The sequence below is a fragment of the Comamonas sp. JUb58 genome (assembly GCF_004364775.1).
In the GTDB taxonomy this organism is placed as follows: domain Bacteria; phylum Pseudomonadota; class Gammaproteobacteria; order Burkholderiales; family Burkholderiaceae_C; genus Comamonas.
The window spans coordinates 1-15,949 of the sequence record NZ_SOAL01000016.1; the positions used below are offsets into that span (position 1 = coordinate 1).

At 60.5% G+C, this 15,949-nt stretch carries 18 protein-coding genes; 14 read left to right on the top strand and 4 right to left on the bottom strand.

Translation table 11 applies throughout. From position 1 onward, the window contains the following. The 5 genes from EDF71_RS25085 to EDF71_RS17180 form a co-directional block, all read left to right on the top strand. Positions 1-390 (top strand): hypothetical protein (locus EDF71_RS25085; RefSeq protein WP_166656569.1); only part of this gene is annotated, 390 nt, incomplete at its 5' end. Between the two features lie 304 nt (positions 391-694). Then, entirely contained in the window at positions 695-1,108 is a 414-nt protein-coding gene (locus EDF71_RS17165; RefSeq protein WP_133857782.1) for a hypothetical protein, read from the top strand. A 116-nt stretch (positions 1,109-1,224) separates the two neighbouring features. After that, positions 1,225-1,566: a hypothetical protein gene (locus tag EDF71_RS17170; RefSeq protein WP_133857783.1), complete on the top strand. Its 342-nt coding sequence runs from the start codon at positions 1,225-1,227 to the stop codon at positions 1,564-1,566. Beyond that, entirely contained in the window at positions 1,563-2,087 is a 525-nt protein-coding gene (locus tag EDF71_RS17175) for a glycoside hydrolase family protein (protein WP_133857784.1), read from the top strand. Before EDF71_RS17170 ends, EDF71_RS17175 begins: the two co-directional genes overlap by 4 nt. Beyond that, a complete protein-coding gene (locus tag EDF71_RS17180; protein ID WP_133857785.1) occupies positions 2,084-2,617 on the top strand; it encodes a hypothetical protein in 534 nt (177 codons plus the stop codon). Before EDF71_RS17175 ends, EDF71_RS17180 begins: the two co-directional genes overlap by 4 nt. 58 nt (positions 2,618-2,675) lie before the next feature. Here EDF71_RS17180 and EDF71_RS17185 read toward each other — a convergent pair whose 3' ends face one another. The 4 genes from EDF71_RS17185 to EDF71_RS17200 form a co-directional block, all read right to left on the bottom strand. Beyond that, positions 2,676-3,104, bottom strand: a complete 429-nt coding sequence (locus tag EDF71_RS17185) for an SHOCT domain-containing protein (protein WP_208301075.1) — start codon at positions 3,102-3,104, stop codon at positions 2,676-2,678. Positions 3,105-3,200: 96 nt separating this feature from the next. Further along, positions 3,201-3,488, bottom strand: coding sequence for a hypothetical protein (locus EDF71_RS17190; RefSeq protein ID WP_133857786.1), 288 nt, complete (start codon positions 3,486-3,488; stop codon positions 3,201-3,203). A gap of 292 nt (positions 3,489-3,780) precedes the next feature. Then, positions 3,781-4,173, bottom strand: coding sequence for a helix-hairpin-helix domain-containing protein (locus EDF71_RS17195; protein WP_166656570.1), 393 nt, complete (start codon positions 4,171-4,173; stop codon positions 3,781-3,783). Positions 4,174-4,356: 183 nt separating this feature from the next. Next, complete coding sequence (locus tag EDF71_RS17200) at positions 4,357-5,457, bottom strand: helix-turn-helix domain-containing protein (RefSeq protein ID WP_133857788.1); 1,101 nt, start codon at positions 5,455-5,457, stop codon at positions 4,357-4,359. Positions 5,458-6,182: 725 nt separating this feature from the next. Between EDF71_RS17200 and EDF71_RS17205 the strand changes: the two genes are divergently transcribed. From EDF71_RS17205 to EDF71_RS17245, 9 genes are all read left to right on the top strand, one after another. Next, the gene (locus EDF71_RS17205) at positions 6,183-6,419 is read left to right on the top strand and encodes a hypothetical protein (RefSeq protein ID WP_052330047.1); all 237 of its coding nucleotides are present in this window, start codon (positions 6,183-6,185) and stop codon (positions 6,417-6,419) included. A 334-nt stretch (positions 6,420-6,753) separates the two neighbouring features. Further along, the gene (locus tag EDF71_RS17210; RefSeq protein WP_133857789.1) at positions 6,754-8,553 is read left to right on the top strand and encodes a hypothetical protein; all 1,800 of its coding nucleotides are present in this window, start codon (positions 6,754-6,756) and stop codon (positions 8,551-8,553) included. Then, entirely contained in the window at positions 8,553-9,626 is a 1,074-nt protein-coding gene (locus EDF71_RS17215; protein WP_133857790.1) for a hypothetical protein, read from the top strand. Before EDF71_RS17210 ends, EDF71_RS17215 begins: the two co-directional genes overlap by 1 nt. Beyond that, positions 9,623-10,405, top strand: a complete 783-nt coding sequence (locus EDF71_RS17220; protein ID WP_133857791.1) for a hypothetical protein — start codon at positions 9,623-9,625, stop codon at positions 10,403-10,405. Before EDF71_RS17215 ends, EDF71_RS17220 begins: the two co-directional genes overlap by 4 nt. A 12-nt stretch (positions 10,406-10,417) precedes the next feature. Next, on the top strand, positions 10,418-10,627 hold the full coding sequence (locus EDF71_RS17225; RefSeq protein ID WP_133857792.1) for a hypothetical protein: 210 nt from the start codon (positions 10,418-10,420) through the stop codon (positions 10,625-10,627). After that, complete coding sequence (gene cpaB, locus EDF71_RS17230) at positions 10,621-11,637, top strand: Flp pilus assembly protein CpaB (protein ID WP_133857793.1); 1,017 nt, start codon at positions 10,621-10,623, stop codon at positions 11,635-11,637. The genes EDF71_RS17225 and cpaB overlap by 7 nt, the downstream gene beginning before the upstream one ends. 86 nt (positions 11,638-11,723) lie before the next feature. Then, positions 11,724-13,394 (top strand): pilus assembly protein N-terminal domain-containing protein, encoded by a 1,671-nt coding sequence (locus EDF71_RS17235; RefSeq protein ID WP_243854343.1) that lies wholly within the window; start codon positions 11,724-11,726, stop codon positions 13,392-13,394. Between the two features lie 30 nt (positions 13,395-13,424). Next, positions 13,425-15,092 (top strand): ATPase, T2SS/T4P/T4SS family, encoded by a 1,668-nt coding sequence (locus tag EDF71_RS17240; protein WP_133857794.1) that lies wholly within the window; start codon positions 13,425-13,427, stop codon positions 15,090-15,092. Continuing rightward, complete coding sequence (locus EDF71_RS17245) at positions 15,089-15,946, top strand: type II secretion system F family protein (RefSeq protein ID WP_133857795.1); 858 nt, start codon at positions 15,089-15,091, stop codon at positions 15,944-15,946. The genes EDF71_RS17240 and EDF71_RS17245 overlap by 4 nt, the downstream gene beginning before the upstream one ends. The last annotated feature ends 3 nt before the right edge of the window (positions 15,947-15,949 follow it).

Genomic DNA, 15,949 nt, shown 5'->3' on the forward strand with positions numbered 1-15,949 from the left:
GACGAGCCTGCGCCACCCGAGCCTGCGTTGCGGCCCGCAGTTGTCCTCACCGGCATTGCCGTAGACGAGCCGTATGCAGCACGCGCGCAGATCGCACCAGATTTCTCCGCGCTCAAGCTGCCCGTGGGCGCCACGGTCACCATCACCGCAGAGCTGCAAATGGGCGGGCAGCGCATCTCCGGCTTTGCGGCTGAGTTTGCGATGCCCATGCGCAGTTCTGACTTGCTGTACCGCTACCTTGATGTGCAGTTTGTCGATGGGCAGGCCGTGTTTTCCGCAGTCATGAGCGACAGCAAACGCTGGGAAGTCGATGCAGAGCTGATCAACAGTGGCCTGCCGCCCGAGGCCCATATGGACTTCGCTGGCATCGTCATCACTGCCGTCGAGTAACCCCTGCTAGCAACTCGAAACACAACTTGTTTCGGCACTGGTGACCTAGCATGAATCTGCAATTAGCGATTCAGGAATCCTTACTACTCTCTTTTCCTGCCTAGATTCTGGATCTCATTGATCTAGACTTAGATACATTTATATGATGCTAGGAAATTATATTTAATTGCACTATTAACATTTGGAGATAATTAAGTGAGTAAGCACATTGAAATTATTAAGGGTTTTCACTAATTTTGTATTTTTACAAAATCGTAAAAATGGATATGCGGCGAATCGCTGCATATACAGATAGGGAGATTTGATGAAGAAGTTTTTTTTGGCAGTCGCCATTGCATGTGGGATAGCGGGTATTGCTCAAAGCGCCCAGGCAGCTGGCAACGTAGAAAGCGCGTCCAAGTCCCATATGAGTGGATGGGCCTGTGATCCCAATTTCCCTGGATATCAAGGCCAAGTGATGATGTATCGCGATGATGGCCTGTGGATCGGAACCGCGCAGATCAATATAGCGCGTGAGGCTGCAGTTAGTAATGCATGCGGTGGTGGCACTATCCATGGTTTTAATGCTAGTTGGGATCTTGATCCTTCGTTGATCGACAACAAAAATCATTATGTTCACTTTTGGTATATCGGTGGCCAAGAAATCGAACTCACCAGTTCGCGGCGATTGATGGGGTTCTGTAATGCAGTGCTCAGCCCTAGCGGTCTTTGCCCATGAACTAATGATTTCTTAGACGCATAAATTGCTGCATTGACAAAAACCCGCTTCGGCGGGTTTTTTCATATCTAGCCCGCCTCAGTTGCGGGCTTTTTCATTTCTGAGGGAGTCTCTTGATGCAGAGCACAGACATCAGCATGCCGATTGCAAAGGCGACAAGTGCGGTGACGTTGGCCACGGCTGCGCAAGCCGATGTGGCAGACAAGATCGCCCAGGCGGCCACCGTCAATTCCAGCTTCGAGACCTGGTACTGGGTCAATTCCATCCCGTGGGGGACCATCGCCTCAATTGTGGCTGTGCTCTACACGGGGCTGCTCATCTGCGAGTGGTTCTGGAAGAAGCTGTGGCGGCCGGCGTTTGAGCGCTGGGGCTGGATCAAGCCGCGCAAGGGCCCGCGCATCATCACGCTGGACGAGTACCGCCAGATGAGCGAAACGCAGAGGGCGGACCTGTCATGAGCAACAAGCAACGGGTCGCAGTAGCGGCCCTTACTGTCTCTGCGGCGGCGATCCTGAGTTTGTTCGGCGCCGAGGGCTTCCGCTCTGCACCCTACATCCCCACTCAGGGCGATGTGCCGACCATTGGCTACGGCTCCACGGTCTACGAAGACGGCACCCGTGTGACCCTGGCCGATCCGCCAATCACCAAGGAGCGAGCCCTGCAGATCGTGCGCGACCACAAGAGCAAGGACGAAGCCATGTTTCGGGCCAGCCTGCCTGGGGTGAAGCTCACCCAGGGCGAGTATGACCTGTACATGGACTTCACCTACCAGTTCGGCATCACCAACTGGCGGTCCAGCTCCATGCGGCGCAATCTCCTGAATGGCGAGTACCTGCAGGCCTGCAACGCGCTGCCAGCCTGGCGCAAGCAAGCGGGCCGTGATTGCTCGCTGCCGCAGAACTGGGGCCCGAAAGGCTGCAAGGGTGTTTGGACCCGGCAACTGGAGCGTCAGGCCAAGTGCCTCGGGGAGCAGTCATGACCACCGGTGTAATTCTGCGAATTTTGGCCTGCTTGGCCCTGTTTGGCACCGGTGCGCTGGTAAACGGGTGGCGCATGAGCGGCCAGGTGGCCAAGTGCGAGGCCGAGCAATCCCAGGGCCAAGCCACCCGCGCGGAAGCCGCACGAACCGACGAAACCCAAACCGCTATCAAGGAAAGCAAGCATGCCCAAGAAACGATCTACAACGCCGACCGCCTGGCGAACCTCAAGACTGGCATTGATGTTGATGTGCGCGCTGAGCTTGCCCGTGCTGAGCGCCTGCACCGCGACACCGACAGCCGAGCCGCCACTTATCGCGCGCAAGCCCAAGCCGACGAAGCTGCCCGCAGCGATCTTGCAGATAAAGCCGCAGCCCTCGACCGCCAGCTTGCAGAAGGCCTCGGCGTGGTCGCAAGCCTCGGAGGCGACCTTAAGCGACGAGACGCCGAAGTAGCCGCGCTGTGCGACCAGGTGAACATCGAGCGCCGGCTGAGCGGTGATGACAGCAATCAGGCCTGCAGCCAGAAATAGGAAAGCCACCCCGGAGCCAATATGGCCCGGGGTGGCTTTTTCCGTTTGTGTGGAAGTTTTAAGGAGTGGAGCTGTTAAGCAAAGCTCTCTTCTGCTGATCGAATTCTTCAGCGGTCAGGATACCCTGATCTCGCAGAGTCGCTAGCTTAGACAATTCGTCAGCGATAGAGCTTGATGGAGCGTTGGTTGAAGGTGCTGTGAACGCCTTAGGCTGCGTGGCTGAGATTGCCCGCAACGATTCGAGTTGCTTTTCGTGCTCCCGCTCGCGCTCTTTGGTGCGGTAGTACTCTTCACGTTGGCGCTCGGAGTACTGCTGGTTTTCTTGAGCAAGGTCCCTCATGATGAGAACAATGATCAAGCCAAGCAGAGGAGACATGAAAAAAGACAGGAGGAAAAAACCCCACCCGCTTCGACCCCTAGAAGTCGCCAGAGAAGCGACTCCCCAGCTCAACAGCCCCCAGAAAACGAGAAGAAGAAAAAGCTCCAAGATAGATGCTCCTATGACCTTTTGAAGGATTTGGTTACAGGATCATAGCCTATGCGTATGCTGGAGATATTTCAAGCCTCCCTCCCATCGCTCAACTCAAAACGGCACGTCTTTGCTCAGCGAGTCCATGAAGTCGGCAGACGGGGCGGCGGGCTTGGGCGGCAAGTACTGGCCGGGGTTCATGAGCACGCCGGTAGAAGTCTTCCGGTATTGCTCCCACATCTCTTCATCTGTCTCTGGCACCCATCTGTCAATGAGCGAGCTTTCTATGCAGATCGCTTCAGGGTGATCGTCTTTGATGTGGTCCTCAGTGCAGCGAAAGCGGGTGGTCTTCCACTTCCCCAAGTCCTGAATTTTCCAAAAGTAGTGCTTCTCAAGCTTCATGCTGACCTCCTAGGTTTACTGTGTATTTATACAGTAAAGCAGGAAGTCAAGAAATACAGCTTGGTTCTAGGCCCGGCCAAGAGTGCAAATGAAATGCACGAATTGTGCACGGAAAGCAAGAATAATGGCGTCAATGCTAGGTTCTCGATCCCGGCTCGGGGCACCACTGCTGAGATGCATGTCGGACCTGGGTGCAATGCCCGGGCAGATCATCTACAAAACAGCAGATGCTTGCAGGCATCGCAGCAACTTCCATCCTATCGACCCCAAATGGCTTGCAGGCGCAGGCAGCCTAACGGTCCTCCTTCAGCGGAAACCGCTGACCCGGGAAGAACACCCGCTCAATCTCTCGCAGCGTGCGTGCACCAATCGTGTGGATCTTCAATAACTTATGCGGATAGGCCTCACGCAGTTGCTCGGGCGTCATGATGCCGGCGCGGGCAAGTGTGCGCACCGTTACCAGTGGCAGCCTGCCATTCAAGGCCGAATCCTGGGCAAACCGGATGGATGGCGGGGCAAAGTCCGGTTCAAAGCACTGGTCGGGGAAGAAGGCCATCTCGATCTTGCGAAAGCGCAACATGCCAATGCCATGCATGCGCAGCAATTGCAGTGGATAGGCTTGTTTGACGGCTTCCACCGAGTGCACGCCATTTTTGGCCAGGATTCGGATGATGCGGTCTGACAAAAGACGGTCTAGTGGGGTGTGAGGAGGGGAGGATTTGTTGTATTCATTCGACATCCGGCCGGATCGTAGGGCCTGATGGTACGGAGGGATGACGGCCGGCAGAGGGCATCGGCTGTAGGCCTTGGCAGACAGCAAATGCCAGCGCCTTTCAGACGCGGCCCTCACTGCACCTGCGCTTTGTGCTTAGCGGTCCTGCGAATGTTGTTTTTCCACGCTGGCCGGCATCGCTTCGCGGTCTGCTGACTGATCCTTTTCCAGTAGATGCAGCGGTCCCATCCACCGGAACGGCCTGCGGTTGGGACTTTGTTGGCGTGCCAGCGCATCGACGGATTGCAGCCACTGGGTCAGTTCCTCGGCCCGCATCTTTGCGCTACGCTGCGCACCCAAACGGCCCAAAAAGCGGCTCAGTTCCTCCCGCCACGCGGCATAGTCGCCGCAGCCATGGGTGCACCAATGCGGGCGCATGCCCAGCCAGGCCTTGATGCTGGGGTGCTGGCTCAGTGCGCTGGTGTCGAGGATGCAATGCACATCGACATGCGGCGGGAACATCGCTTCAACCTCGCGCAGAAACACCAGAAACTCCTGGTGCCGCAGGCGTGGCTTGCACTGCGCGGCGGGGCTTTTGCAGACGCTGTTCAGCGCCTTGCAAAGTGCGGCTGAGAGCGGGTGCTGGCAGCCTTCGCTGCCCGGCAGGGTTGGGGCTTCGCTAGGTTTTGCGGGGGTGGCCGGCAGGCTGAGCGGGCTCTTGGTATCCAGGCAGATGACCAGGGCCTTGTCGCTGCCGCTCAGGTAGAGCGCGGCGGGGGCCTGCAATTGCTCCAGCAGCAGCGGGTCGCTGAAGAGAGCAAAGTGGGGGCGGGACTTGGTCTTGCCCAGCAGCTGCAGATAGCGGGCCACGCTGCTTTTAGACATGCCCGTGCGTGCAGCCAGCGCACGCACGCTGTCGGATGCTGCGTCCTCAGACCCCAGTGCTGCCTTGGCGGTGGTGGCGATAGCCAGCAGCTTGCCATCATCGATGGTGCGGGGTTTGCCGGTGCGCATGCTGTCGTACAGACCCAGGATGCGATGGCTCGCAAAGCGGCGGCGCCACTTGCCCACCGTCGCCTGGGTCAACGCCATGCTGTTGGCAATGCTGACATTGCTGTCGCCTTCCACGCTGCGCAGGATGATCCTGGCGCGCGTGGCGATATGGGTGGGCTGGGCGGGATTATTGGCTAAGTGTTCGAGCTGTTCTCGTTCACGCGCAGTCAGTGTGATCCCTGACTTGGGTCTGCCTTTTTCCATCGTGATTTCTCCGTCTCTCGGAATCTTCTGCGAAGCCTCTGCGGAGGGGAACGGCTAGGAGTCGGGACGCAGCGTAAGGCGTTTTCGCAAGTCAACAGACAGCTATTGACAACGAAGAACGAGCAGCGATTCGCCCGAGCCTGCATCCAGCCGACTCCAGGGTTTTCCAGAAGATTCCTTGCTATGCGTTGAGGCAGCCTTTAATGCTGCTTATTTAATGGACAGATGAAATGATTACCAGCTAATTATGGCAATGTATTCTGGGACGGTATCGAATATCGATTGCATATATATGTTGTGTAGTTATGGGACGGGGAGTCATGTGGGTAGCTTGGGTCATGATTTCTATGAAATTATTGTGTCTTGCGGCGGTTGCTGCTTAGGATTGTTCAATAACCCATTGATGTCATCAATATGACGGTTGAAAAATTTCATCTAGCAACAAATTAATTTTGACAAATAAGCTCATACAGTCTATTTAGGCTGAGAAACACTTTGTTAACATTTTAATGAAAATGGCATGTACATCGACAAAACAGATCGATACCATTGCGCCGTTCAGTAATTGCGCTGCGCGGTCGCATGGCATGGTTTCTGAAAACACTGAATTTTCATCTGAATGATCCATGAATGAGGAGCTCGCCTTGAATATGACAAATCACACCAATTCCCATATCGCAACTATTGCCAAGCCAGTGGCCAAGCGCAAATCGCGCGGTCAGGGTATGACGGAATACATCATTATCTTGGGCCTGATCGCCATTGCTGCGATTGCCGCTTTCAGCTTTTTCGGTCAAACGGTTCGCAGCCAGGTTGCGGGTATGGCCAAGGAAGTTGGTGGTGAATCGGGTAAGGAAGGTATTACTGCTGCACAGGCTGCTTCGGGTAAGGCGCTGACCAATGCCCAGAAGAACATGAATATGTCGACCTACACCGAAGGCGGTAACGACGGCGCCAAGTAAGAGCCGCTATCGCAACCCTGGGTACCTTGCTGCAAAGCCGCAGGCCTTGGCCTCTGTCGTACGGTGGTAATACCTGCAGCTTAGGCTGGGTACTCAGTGCAAACCCTTGGGGTGTGCCGGGTTGAGATAATTGCTTTGAGCCATCAACGGGAGGGAGGGCCTCCGGAATTCAACGAATTACATAATAGTGGCAATCATGCATAAACCATATTCGTATCGGTCTGGCGATCGCGTACAAAAAGGCCAGGTGATTGTCTATTTGTTGGCCATCATTCCGGTGGTTTGTCTCAGCATATTTTTGGTCTATAACACGGCCATTGCTGCGCGAGACAAAATGAAGCTGCAAAACAATGCCGATGCGATGACCTATAGCGCATCCACGGTATTTGCGCGGCAATTGAATTTTTTGGCTTATACCAATCGGGCCATGGCCGCGAATGAAGCGGGCGTGGCCATGCTGGCGAGCTTTCAAACGTCCATCGGTATGGTGGTCAGCGCGGCAGCCAATATCCAGGTCGCGCGGGTCGAGATCGAAGGGCAGAAGGGCGTCTGGAACCTGGCCCAGGCCGCAGCAGCTGCTGCGCGTTATGACTTCATCAGCGCCATCAATTACCTGGTCAAGTGGGGCGGCAATGTGCAGGCCGCTGCCAAGTACCAGCGCCAGGCCAACAACATCGCCAAGGCGATCGAGCCTTCGGCCCGGCCGTTCCAGATCATGGTCGATGCACTGCGGGTGCTGAACACCGCCATCTCGCTGGCCCAGGCGGCAACCACCGGCGTCAGCATCCCCGAGGCCATCGTGGTCGCCAAGGATGTGCTCAACGACAACGACGACAAGGCCTATTTGCCGGTGGCCGCCAATGCGCCACTGATTGCGAGCTCGTCGCTGGAGTTTCTCAACTTCATCAAGCTATACAGCACCACGTCGGACCGCCGCAACGACGAAGACGATTTTTTTGATGCTATGCGCTTTGCCCATGCGGCGCAGGCCACACGCGATGACTTCACCAAGGACCGGCGCATCTTCCCGGGCCTGATCGGTCAGGGCATCAGCGGTATGCAGAACGATGGCGCCAGCTTTGACCTGTCCAGCGGCCCGATTGCGACCGCCATGCAGGAGCTGCTCAAAGGCACGGTGTCCTGGAAGGGCGGCACCGAGCTGGTCGCCACCCGGGGCTCGGACTTGGCCGATGAGCGCGGCCGTATCCGCTGGCAATCCGCTGATTCGGTGAATGTGGCCGGGGCGGGCATCCTGCTGGCCGAGCGCTTTGTCGGCGACTTTGGCCTGGGCGCAGCCGCCGCCACGGGTGGTTCCGGCTATGCCGACAAAGGCTGGTCCGGCAACCGCCTGGCCTTGCGCTCCTATGACAAAAACTTCAAACCGCGCAATGTCGACCCCGAGTACCAAAGCGACGAAAAGCGCAACTACGGCAAGCTGACCAAGGACGGGCTGTCTGACAGCGCCATCTATGCAGCAGGGCGCAACCGCGATGGCAACAACTTGCTGGTGCCTTATGCCGTGCTGCAGTTCAACTCGGCCTACAAGTACAAGCCGCGCACCGACATCGGCCTGGTCACCAAGAATTTCTCCCTGCCCCGCTACTGGGACGTACGCCAGCTGCGCACGCTCAAGGGCCGCGACCAGGACAAGTGGTACGGCGACCTGTCGATGACCAGCATCAACCCGCGCAAGTGGGGCAGTCTGACCGACAAGGGGCCCACGATCTCGGTGATGGTCGCGCGCAAGGGCAGTGATGTGCGCACCGGGGAGCAAGCCGGCTTTGGCTATGCCAAGGATGACTACAGCATCGGCCTGCGCGACCGCATGTTTGGTGGCGACATGAGCGCGCTGTCCTCCGCCCAGCTGTATTTCAAACGGCCGCAGGACCGTTGGCAGCGCCGCGACATGACCAAGGACCAGTACAAGTCGCTGCAGATTGCCGGCCGCACGATCAAGGTCGGTTTTACCGGCGGCTATATCGAGCACAAAAACCTTTTCTCCCCGTACTGGCAGGTCCACCATGTCGAGCCCTCCATCTGGGCACGTGGCGTGGCCGTGGCTGGCTCGGCCCTGGGCGGGTCGGATGGCCTGTTCGGGGGCGGCGAGCCCGACAACCAGGATGCGGCGCAATGATGTTCCAGACTCCCCCGATGAAGACCCTGCACCGCCGAGCCCGGCGCCACGCGCAGCAGGGCAGTGCGCTAGTCGAGGTTACGCTGATCAGCGGCTTTGCAGCGCTCTTGATGGCGGCTGTTCCGTTGATCGCCGACTACGGCCAGGCGCGCATGCAGGTCACGGCGGCGGCCAAGCTCAATGCCTGGCAGCGTTCGGTCTGGTTTCCTTCTGCCACCGAGACCGACGTCATGTCGGCCGACCAGTACAAGGGCGCCAACGGGGCCATCCGCAAGTCGGATACCGAGCTGAGCAATGATTTGCGCCGCCATGTGTTCCGCGACCCCAAGCAGGACACCGACACCGGCGTGCATGGCGAGACCGTCTCCGAGTTCACCTCGGGCCAGGCCCGCATGCCTGATTTCAACGAGACGCTCACCGCCAAGACCACGGCGGCACCGCTGCCCTCGGTCGCCGCCTTCATGGACACCATCTTCTCCAAGGTCGGTGAGGTGCAGAACCTGGCCAAGGGCGAGTCGATCGCCAAGTTCCGCTTTGTCACCCAGGGTTATATGCGCACCGAGGTGGCATTGGAGCGGGGTGCCGGGTTTGCTGCCGCGCGCTTTCCTACCGAGTTCGGCAGGGCCGAGTCAGCCTTGCACAAGAACGACACGCCGCTGCCGCTCAAGCTCGAGATCAAGGACCATGTGACCATGCTGTCCGAGCCCTGGAGCGCCGGCGGCACCAACCGCGAAGAGTCCAAGATTCAGGGTCTGGTGCCGATGAAGCTGCTGGACCGGCCCGAGTACCAGGATTTCCGCGCGCCGTTGGGGCAACTGGGCAGCACGCTCAAATGGCTCTGGCCCACCTTCGACCACAACATGCTCACCATGGGCCTGGCGCCAGGCGATGCGCAGGAAAAATCGGTGCCGCTGGATCGCTACGAGTGGCTGCAGAAGGTGCCGGCCGACGACACTTACAACGACAACCCGGGCGAGCATGAATGCGGACCGCTGGAGAAGCCCGAGGGCAAGGACTGCTTCCGCTTCTACCGCGCCTTCCCACCGCCACCCGTCGTCAACACCTTGCCATGACGATGATGCTGTTGCACAGGTCCAGGCGGGGAGCGCGTGCTGTCCGCCGGCCCGCTGGCCTGTGGCTGCCGGTAGCCTGGCTGTTGTTGGCCGCGCTGGCTGCCGCCATGCCGCTGGCCGCGCGCGCCGCACCCGGTAGCGCCATTGCCTGGCCGGCCATCCTGTTCCCCGACAAGAACCTGTCGCCGTACTGGGTGGCCGAGCTGATCGTGCAGAACAAGATACCGATGCAGATCCAGGCCTTTGATGTCGATGGCGACACCCGCAAGGCCCAGCGCTTCTACCAGGAATGGTTGGGCGGCAAGGCCGATTATTCGGAGACCACGTTGGAGGGCATTCCCATCGTCGGTGCGCGTGACGGCAATTTCCGCATCACGGTCGAATTCCGGCCCCTGCCCAGCGGCAAGCAACAGGTGCGTATCTCCTCGGCCTGGCTGCACGGCGCGGTGCCGCAACTGGTCAGCGACCAGCTGCAGCGCCGCAGCTACCTGGCCATGCCCATGGGCACCGATGAGTTCTCCGACACCTTTTCGTTTGATGCAGACCGGGTCAACCGCACCACTGTCTGGGGCAATACCTTGAGCGTCGAGGCCAATGAGCTCTATATCCGCGAGCAGGCGCTGGTGGCGGGCTGGACGGTGTTGAGCCGCAAGACCATCAAGGGCGGCACGCGCGCCCAGGTGGTGCTGCGGCGCGGCGGGCAGGAGGCGGTGATCGCCATCGCCCACAACGGCGTGGGTTGCTCCATCGTCGTCAGCAACACCTTGCCGCAGGCCTAGCCGTTTCCCCCCATGCCGATACCGAAACACCCCAACCCTGTTCCTCGCGCCAGCCGGCAGTCCGGGCAGATCATGACCGAGTACGTGATCGTCGCGGGCGTGTTGGCCGCCGTTTTTTTTGCACCCATGCCGGGTGCCGACAAGTCCCTGTTTCAGCTGCTGATTGATGCCTTTCGCGCAGCCTGGGCTTCCTATTCCTACACGATCTCTTTGCCATGGTGACCCCAAACTCTCCCAAATCGAATCGTTTCTCGCGGCTGGCCAATGGCTCGCGCCGTGCCGCGCCACTGATCGCCGCCATCACCCTGGGTGTGGTTGCCGCCGGCCTGGGCTGGTACTACCTCAAGACCTCCGAGGCCGAGATCCAGGCCAACCTGGAATCCGAAGCCGAACGCCTGCGCACCGATGTGGTCGTGCCGATCCAGAACATTCCCGCCGGCACCGCACTGCAGCCCGAGATGGTGGCCAAGCGCAGCGTGCCCTCGGCCTATGTGCATGCCGATGTGCTGACGCCTGACATGATCGACGGCTTCCTGGGCCGCCAGCTGTCGGTGGACATCAGCGCCGGCAAGCCGCTGCTGGCCAACTTTTTTGTGACGCCGCGCAAGCTGTTCTCCGAGGAGCTCGAAGCCGGCGTGCGCGCGGTAACCATCCCGGTCGATGAGGTCAGCACCATCTCGGGCATGCTGCGTGCGGGCGACCATATCGACTTCCTGTTCATCGCCGACAAGGATGGCGGCACCCAGGCCGAAGACGCCATCGTCGTACCGCTGTTGCAGGACGTGGTGGTGCGCGCCACCGGCCAGATCACCTCGGAGCAGTTCTCCGAGCTGCGCAAGCGCCCCGACATCGCCAACACCGTCGATCCCTACCGCCAGCGCAGCTACACCACGGTGACCGTGGGCCTGCCGCCGGTCGATGCGCAGCGCCTGATCCTGGCGCAAAAGCTTGGCAAGATCGTTGCGGCACTGCGCAATGCCGATGACCGCCAGAAGCTCGACACCGGCACCAACGCCCAGCAACTCGCCAGCTATATCGACAGCTTCCGCCCCCAGCAGCCTGTGGTGCGTGCAGCGCCCGGCCGTGCGCCGGCGATGGTCGAGTACATCGTCGGTGGCGGCGGCGTCAAAACCCAGGTGCAAACGCCGTTGGCCGCCTTGCTGGGCGCGGCAGCCGTGCCCGGTGCCACCGTGCCCACGCCCCAGGCGCCTGCAGTCGCCGGTGCTTACTGATCGCTTTTAGTCCTGATTTATTCCCTGGCCTCGCTGCGCCATTCGCTCCAAAGATTTGCTAGACCATGAATTCCTCGATGATCTGTATGTCCCGTCCCCGTCCGGCCCTTCAGACCTGGGGTGCGACGGCTTGCGTCGCGCTCGTCCTGGCCCTGCCCACGGCGCCCTTGTCGGCCGCGCAGCCCTCTGGCGGCACCACGCAGCCCTCAGCCCCGGGCGCACTCGGTGATTTGCTGCGCGCTGCGCAATCGGCCTCGCTGCAGGCCGAGGCCGAGCAGCGCGGCCAAGGCGGAGACGGTGGCGATTTTGCCCGCGATACCGAGAGCCAGGCCGCGCCTATGACCTCGCCAGGCTTTCGCACCTTGCCCACCGTCAGTGTCAAAACCCAGCCTGCGGCAGAGGGATCCAGCATCGGTGACGTGCAGCCCTTGGTGATCAAGCACCTGCCCGCATCGCTGTCGCTCTATGTGGGGCAGATGACCTTGATCGAGGTGCGCGACGTGGTGCGTGTGGCCGTCGGCAACGGCAAGATCATGGAAGCGCGTGTGGTGGACCAGAAGAGCCTGTTGCTGACGGCGCTGGACGCCGGTGAAAGCACCATCCATGTCTGGCGCAAGGACGGCCAGGTCAGCAGCCTCAAGGCGCGCGTCAACGTGGTCGATCTGGACCGCATCGAAGGCGAGATCTCGATGCTGACCGCTGGCATCACCGGTGTGAGCATCTCCCGTGTCGGTGAAAAGATCATCCTCGACGGCTCCAACCTCGACCCCGCAGCAGTCACGCGGCTGCGCGAGATTGCGCGCATGTACGGCCCGGCCGTAGTGTCCTTCGCCACCTCGGAGCGCCTGCGTGTCGACCGCATGATCGAGATGGATGTGCGCATTGTGGAGTTCTCCCGCTCGGCGCTGGACGACCTGGGCATGAAGTGGGATACCACCGGTGGTGGTTTCAACTTTGGCCTGTTCTCCGATATCGCCTCCAACGGCGGCTACCGCATCCTGCCGGAGAACTCGCCTTTTCTGAACATGGACAGCGGCTATGGCCAGGGCTTTCTGGACCAGCGCCGGCGCAAGGCGCGCTACTACTTTGGCCTGAGCACGGCGCTGACCTCGGCCATCAACCTGCAGGTGCAGCGCGGCAATGCGATGCTGCTGGCCTCCCCCAAACTCACCACCCGCAGTGGCGGCGAAGCGCGCTTCCTCTCCGGTGGTGAAATCCCCTTGCCCGCGATGAGTGCGCTGGGCACTGGCTCGGTCAACTACAAGCCCTATGGCCTGCGCCTGAATGTCAAGCCGATGGCCGATGGCGCTGGCAACATCTCCGGCTCGATCATGGCCGAGGTCAGCAACATCGACCAGTCCATCTCGGTCGATGGCATCCCGGGCCTGCTGACGCGGCGCACCGAGAGCGAATTCAACGTCGATGACGGCGACACCATCATCCTCTCGGGCCTCATCAGCCGCCAGGCCTCGCGTGCCACCGATGGCCTGCCGGGCCTGCGCAATGTGCCGGTGCTGGGCTGGGCCTTCAAGAACAACAACGACAGCGATAACCAGATCGAGACCGTGGTGTTCATCACCCCGCGTGTGGTCACTGCGCGCGATTCGCGCCCCCGCCTGGAGCGCACCCAGCAGATGGAAGAGCAGATCTCCAATGGCTTTACCGACCTGACCGAAGACCTCCACCGCAACTCCAAACCGGTCGAGCCGCCCCTGCCCGAGCGGGGTCTGGACCCCGAGAGCTATTCGCACAACTGATGGCTGCGGCCGCTGATCCCGGAGAAGACCGTGCATAAGTTACTAGTCAATTCGCCCCGCCAGAAGGCGCAGGAGTTCGAGCTCGGTGCCGAGACTTTCACCATCGGCAAATCCAGCGACCGCTCCTTGCACCTGACCGGCTGGAACGTGGCCCGCGACCATGCGGTGGTGATGCTGCATGACGGCGACGTCTTCATCGAAGACCGGGGCAGCCTGTTTGGCACCTGGGTCAACAATGAGCGCGTGACCCGCTATGGCCCCTGCCGAGGGGGCGAGGAAGTGGTGGTCGGTGGGCACTCGATCATCGTGGTGCTCGATGACAAGCTGGGCGGACAACGCGAAGAAGCGCAGAGCCCGGGCCAGACCTCGCAGCCATTGCTGGAGCACCAGCGCCCCACGCGCACCGAGCCGCGCCCGGAAGACCCGATGCTGCAGTGGCGCCGCCTGCTGCACCGCCAGCTGCTGGAGCAGCTTGAAGCGCGGCGCATCGACACCATCAAGATGAAGGACGATGAGCTGCGCTCCAACGTGCGCGCACTGATTGCCGAAATCATCCGCGACACTCCCAACCTGCCCGAGACCATTGACCGGGCCGAGCTGAGCCAGCAGCTGCTGGACGAGGCCATTGGCCTGGGCCCGCTGGAAGTGCTGCTGCAGGACGATTCGGTGACCGAAGTGATGGTCAACCGCTTTGACGAGATCTGGATCGAGCGGCGCGGCCGGCTGGAACGTACCGATGTGTCCTTCACCAGCGACCTGGCCGTCAACGGCGCGATCGAGCGCATCGTGACGCCGCTGGGCCGGCGTATCGACGAGAGTTCGCCAATGGTCGATGCGCGCCTGAAAGACGGCTCGCGGGTGAACGCCATCATCCCGCCGCTGGCGATTCGCGGCCCCAGCATCACCATCCGTAAGTTTCCGAAGAAGCGCATGGGCGCCGAGGGCATGGTGCAGTACCAGTCGATCTCGCAGCCCATGGTCGATTTTCTGCAGCTGGCGGTCGAGAACAAGCTCAACATCGTGGTCTCGGGCGGTACCGGCACCGGCAAGACCACCTTGCTGAACATGATGTCCAACTTCATCCCCAACGACGAGCGTATCTTGACGGTGGAGGATGCTGCCGAACTCTCGCTGAACCAGCCCAACCTGGTGTCGCTGGAAGCGCGACCGGCCAACGTCGAAGGCAAGGGCGCCGTGTCGATCCGGGACCTGGTCAAGAACTCGCTGCGGATGCGCCCGGACCGCATCGTCGTCGGTGAGTGCCGAAGCGGCGAAGCACTGGACATGCTGCAGGCGATGAACACCGGCCACGATGGCTCGCTCACCACCTTGCACGCCAACTCGCCGCGCGATGCCGCTGCCCGTATGGAGGTGCTGGTCACGATGGCTGGGATGAACATCCCTGTCACCGCCATCCGCGAGCAGATCGCCTCGGCGATCCACATGGTGGTGCAGCTCACCCGCTTTCCCTGCGGCAGCCGCAAGATCACCCAGATCACCGAGGTGCTCAACTGCACCGATGGCGTGATCCAGATGCAGGATATTTTTGTGTTCCGCAAGACCGGGCTGGATGCCGAGTTCCGCACCCAGGGCCGCTTTGAGGCGACCGGGGTGATTCCGGACTTTGTTGCCAAGCTGGTCGAGCACGGTGTGCCGGTGAACATGGAGGAATTGTTCTTCCAGGGAGAGCCGGCATGAAGAACTGGCAGTTCCTAGGCTTTTTGCTGGCCGCCGCCGGCTTTGTAGTGCTCACGGGCTGGCTGGTCTACAGCCGCATGGGGGAGTGGCGCGACAAGTCCAACGTCTTCCTGCGCGGCCGTGGCCTCCGAATTCTGGGTATTTCGGAGTTCCATGCGCAAAAGGCGCTGACCCTGGCGACCGGCCATATGGCCATGGTGGTCGTGGCCGGCATCATCACCTACCTGATTGCGCGCAACTGGTTGCTGGTGGTGGTGGTCTGCGGCGCTGTCTACTTTCTGCCAGCGCGTTACTTTGCCTGGCAGCGCAAGAAGCGGCGCGAGCGCATCGAGGCCGAGCTGCCCGACGCCTTGCTCTTCATTGCCAGCGCATTGCGTGCCGGCAGTGCGCTGTCGGTGGCGCTGCAGATTTTGGTGCGCGACCAGAAAGGCCCGCTGGGCGATGAGTTCGCGATTGTGCTCAAGGAGCAGCGCATTGGCCTGTCCTTTGACGACGCGGTACAGAATATGGCGCGGCGCATCCAGATTCCGGACTTCATGCTGGTGGTGGTGGCCTTGCGCGTGGCCAAGGAAGTGGGCGGCAACCTGTCCGAGCCGCTGCAGTTGCTGGCCGAAACCCTGCGCAAGAAAGCCATGCTGGAAGGGCGCATCAAGGCGCTCACGGCGCAGGGCCGCATCCAGGGCCTGGTGATGACCATGTTCCCCGTGGTGCTGGGCGGCATTCTGTACCTGATGCAGCCGACCATGCACCTGCTGTTTGTCACCCCCATCGGCTGGGGCGTGCTGGCCGTGATGACGGTGATGCTCACCTTGGGCTATATGTCCATCAAGAAAATTGTCGCCATCGACATCTGAGCC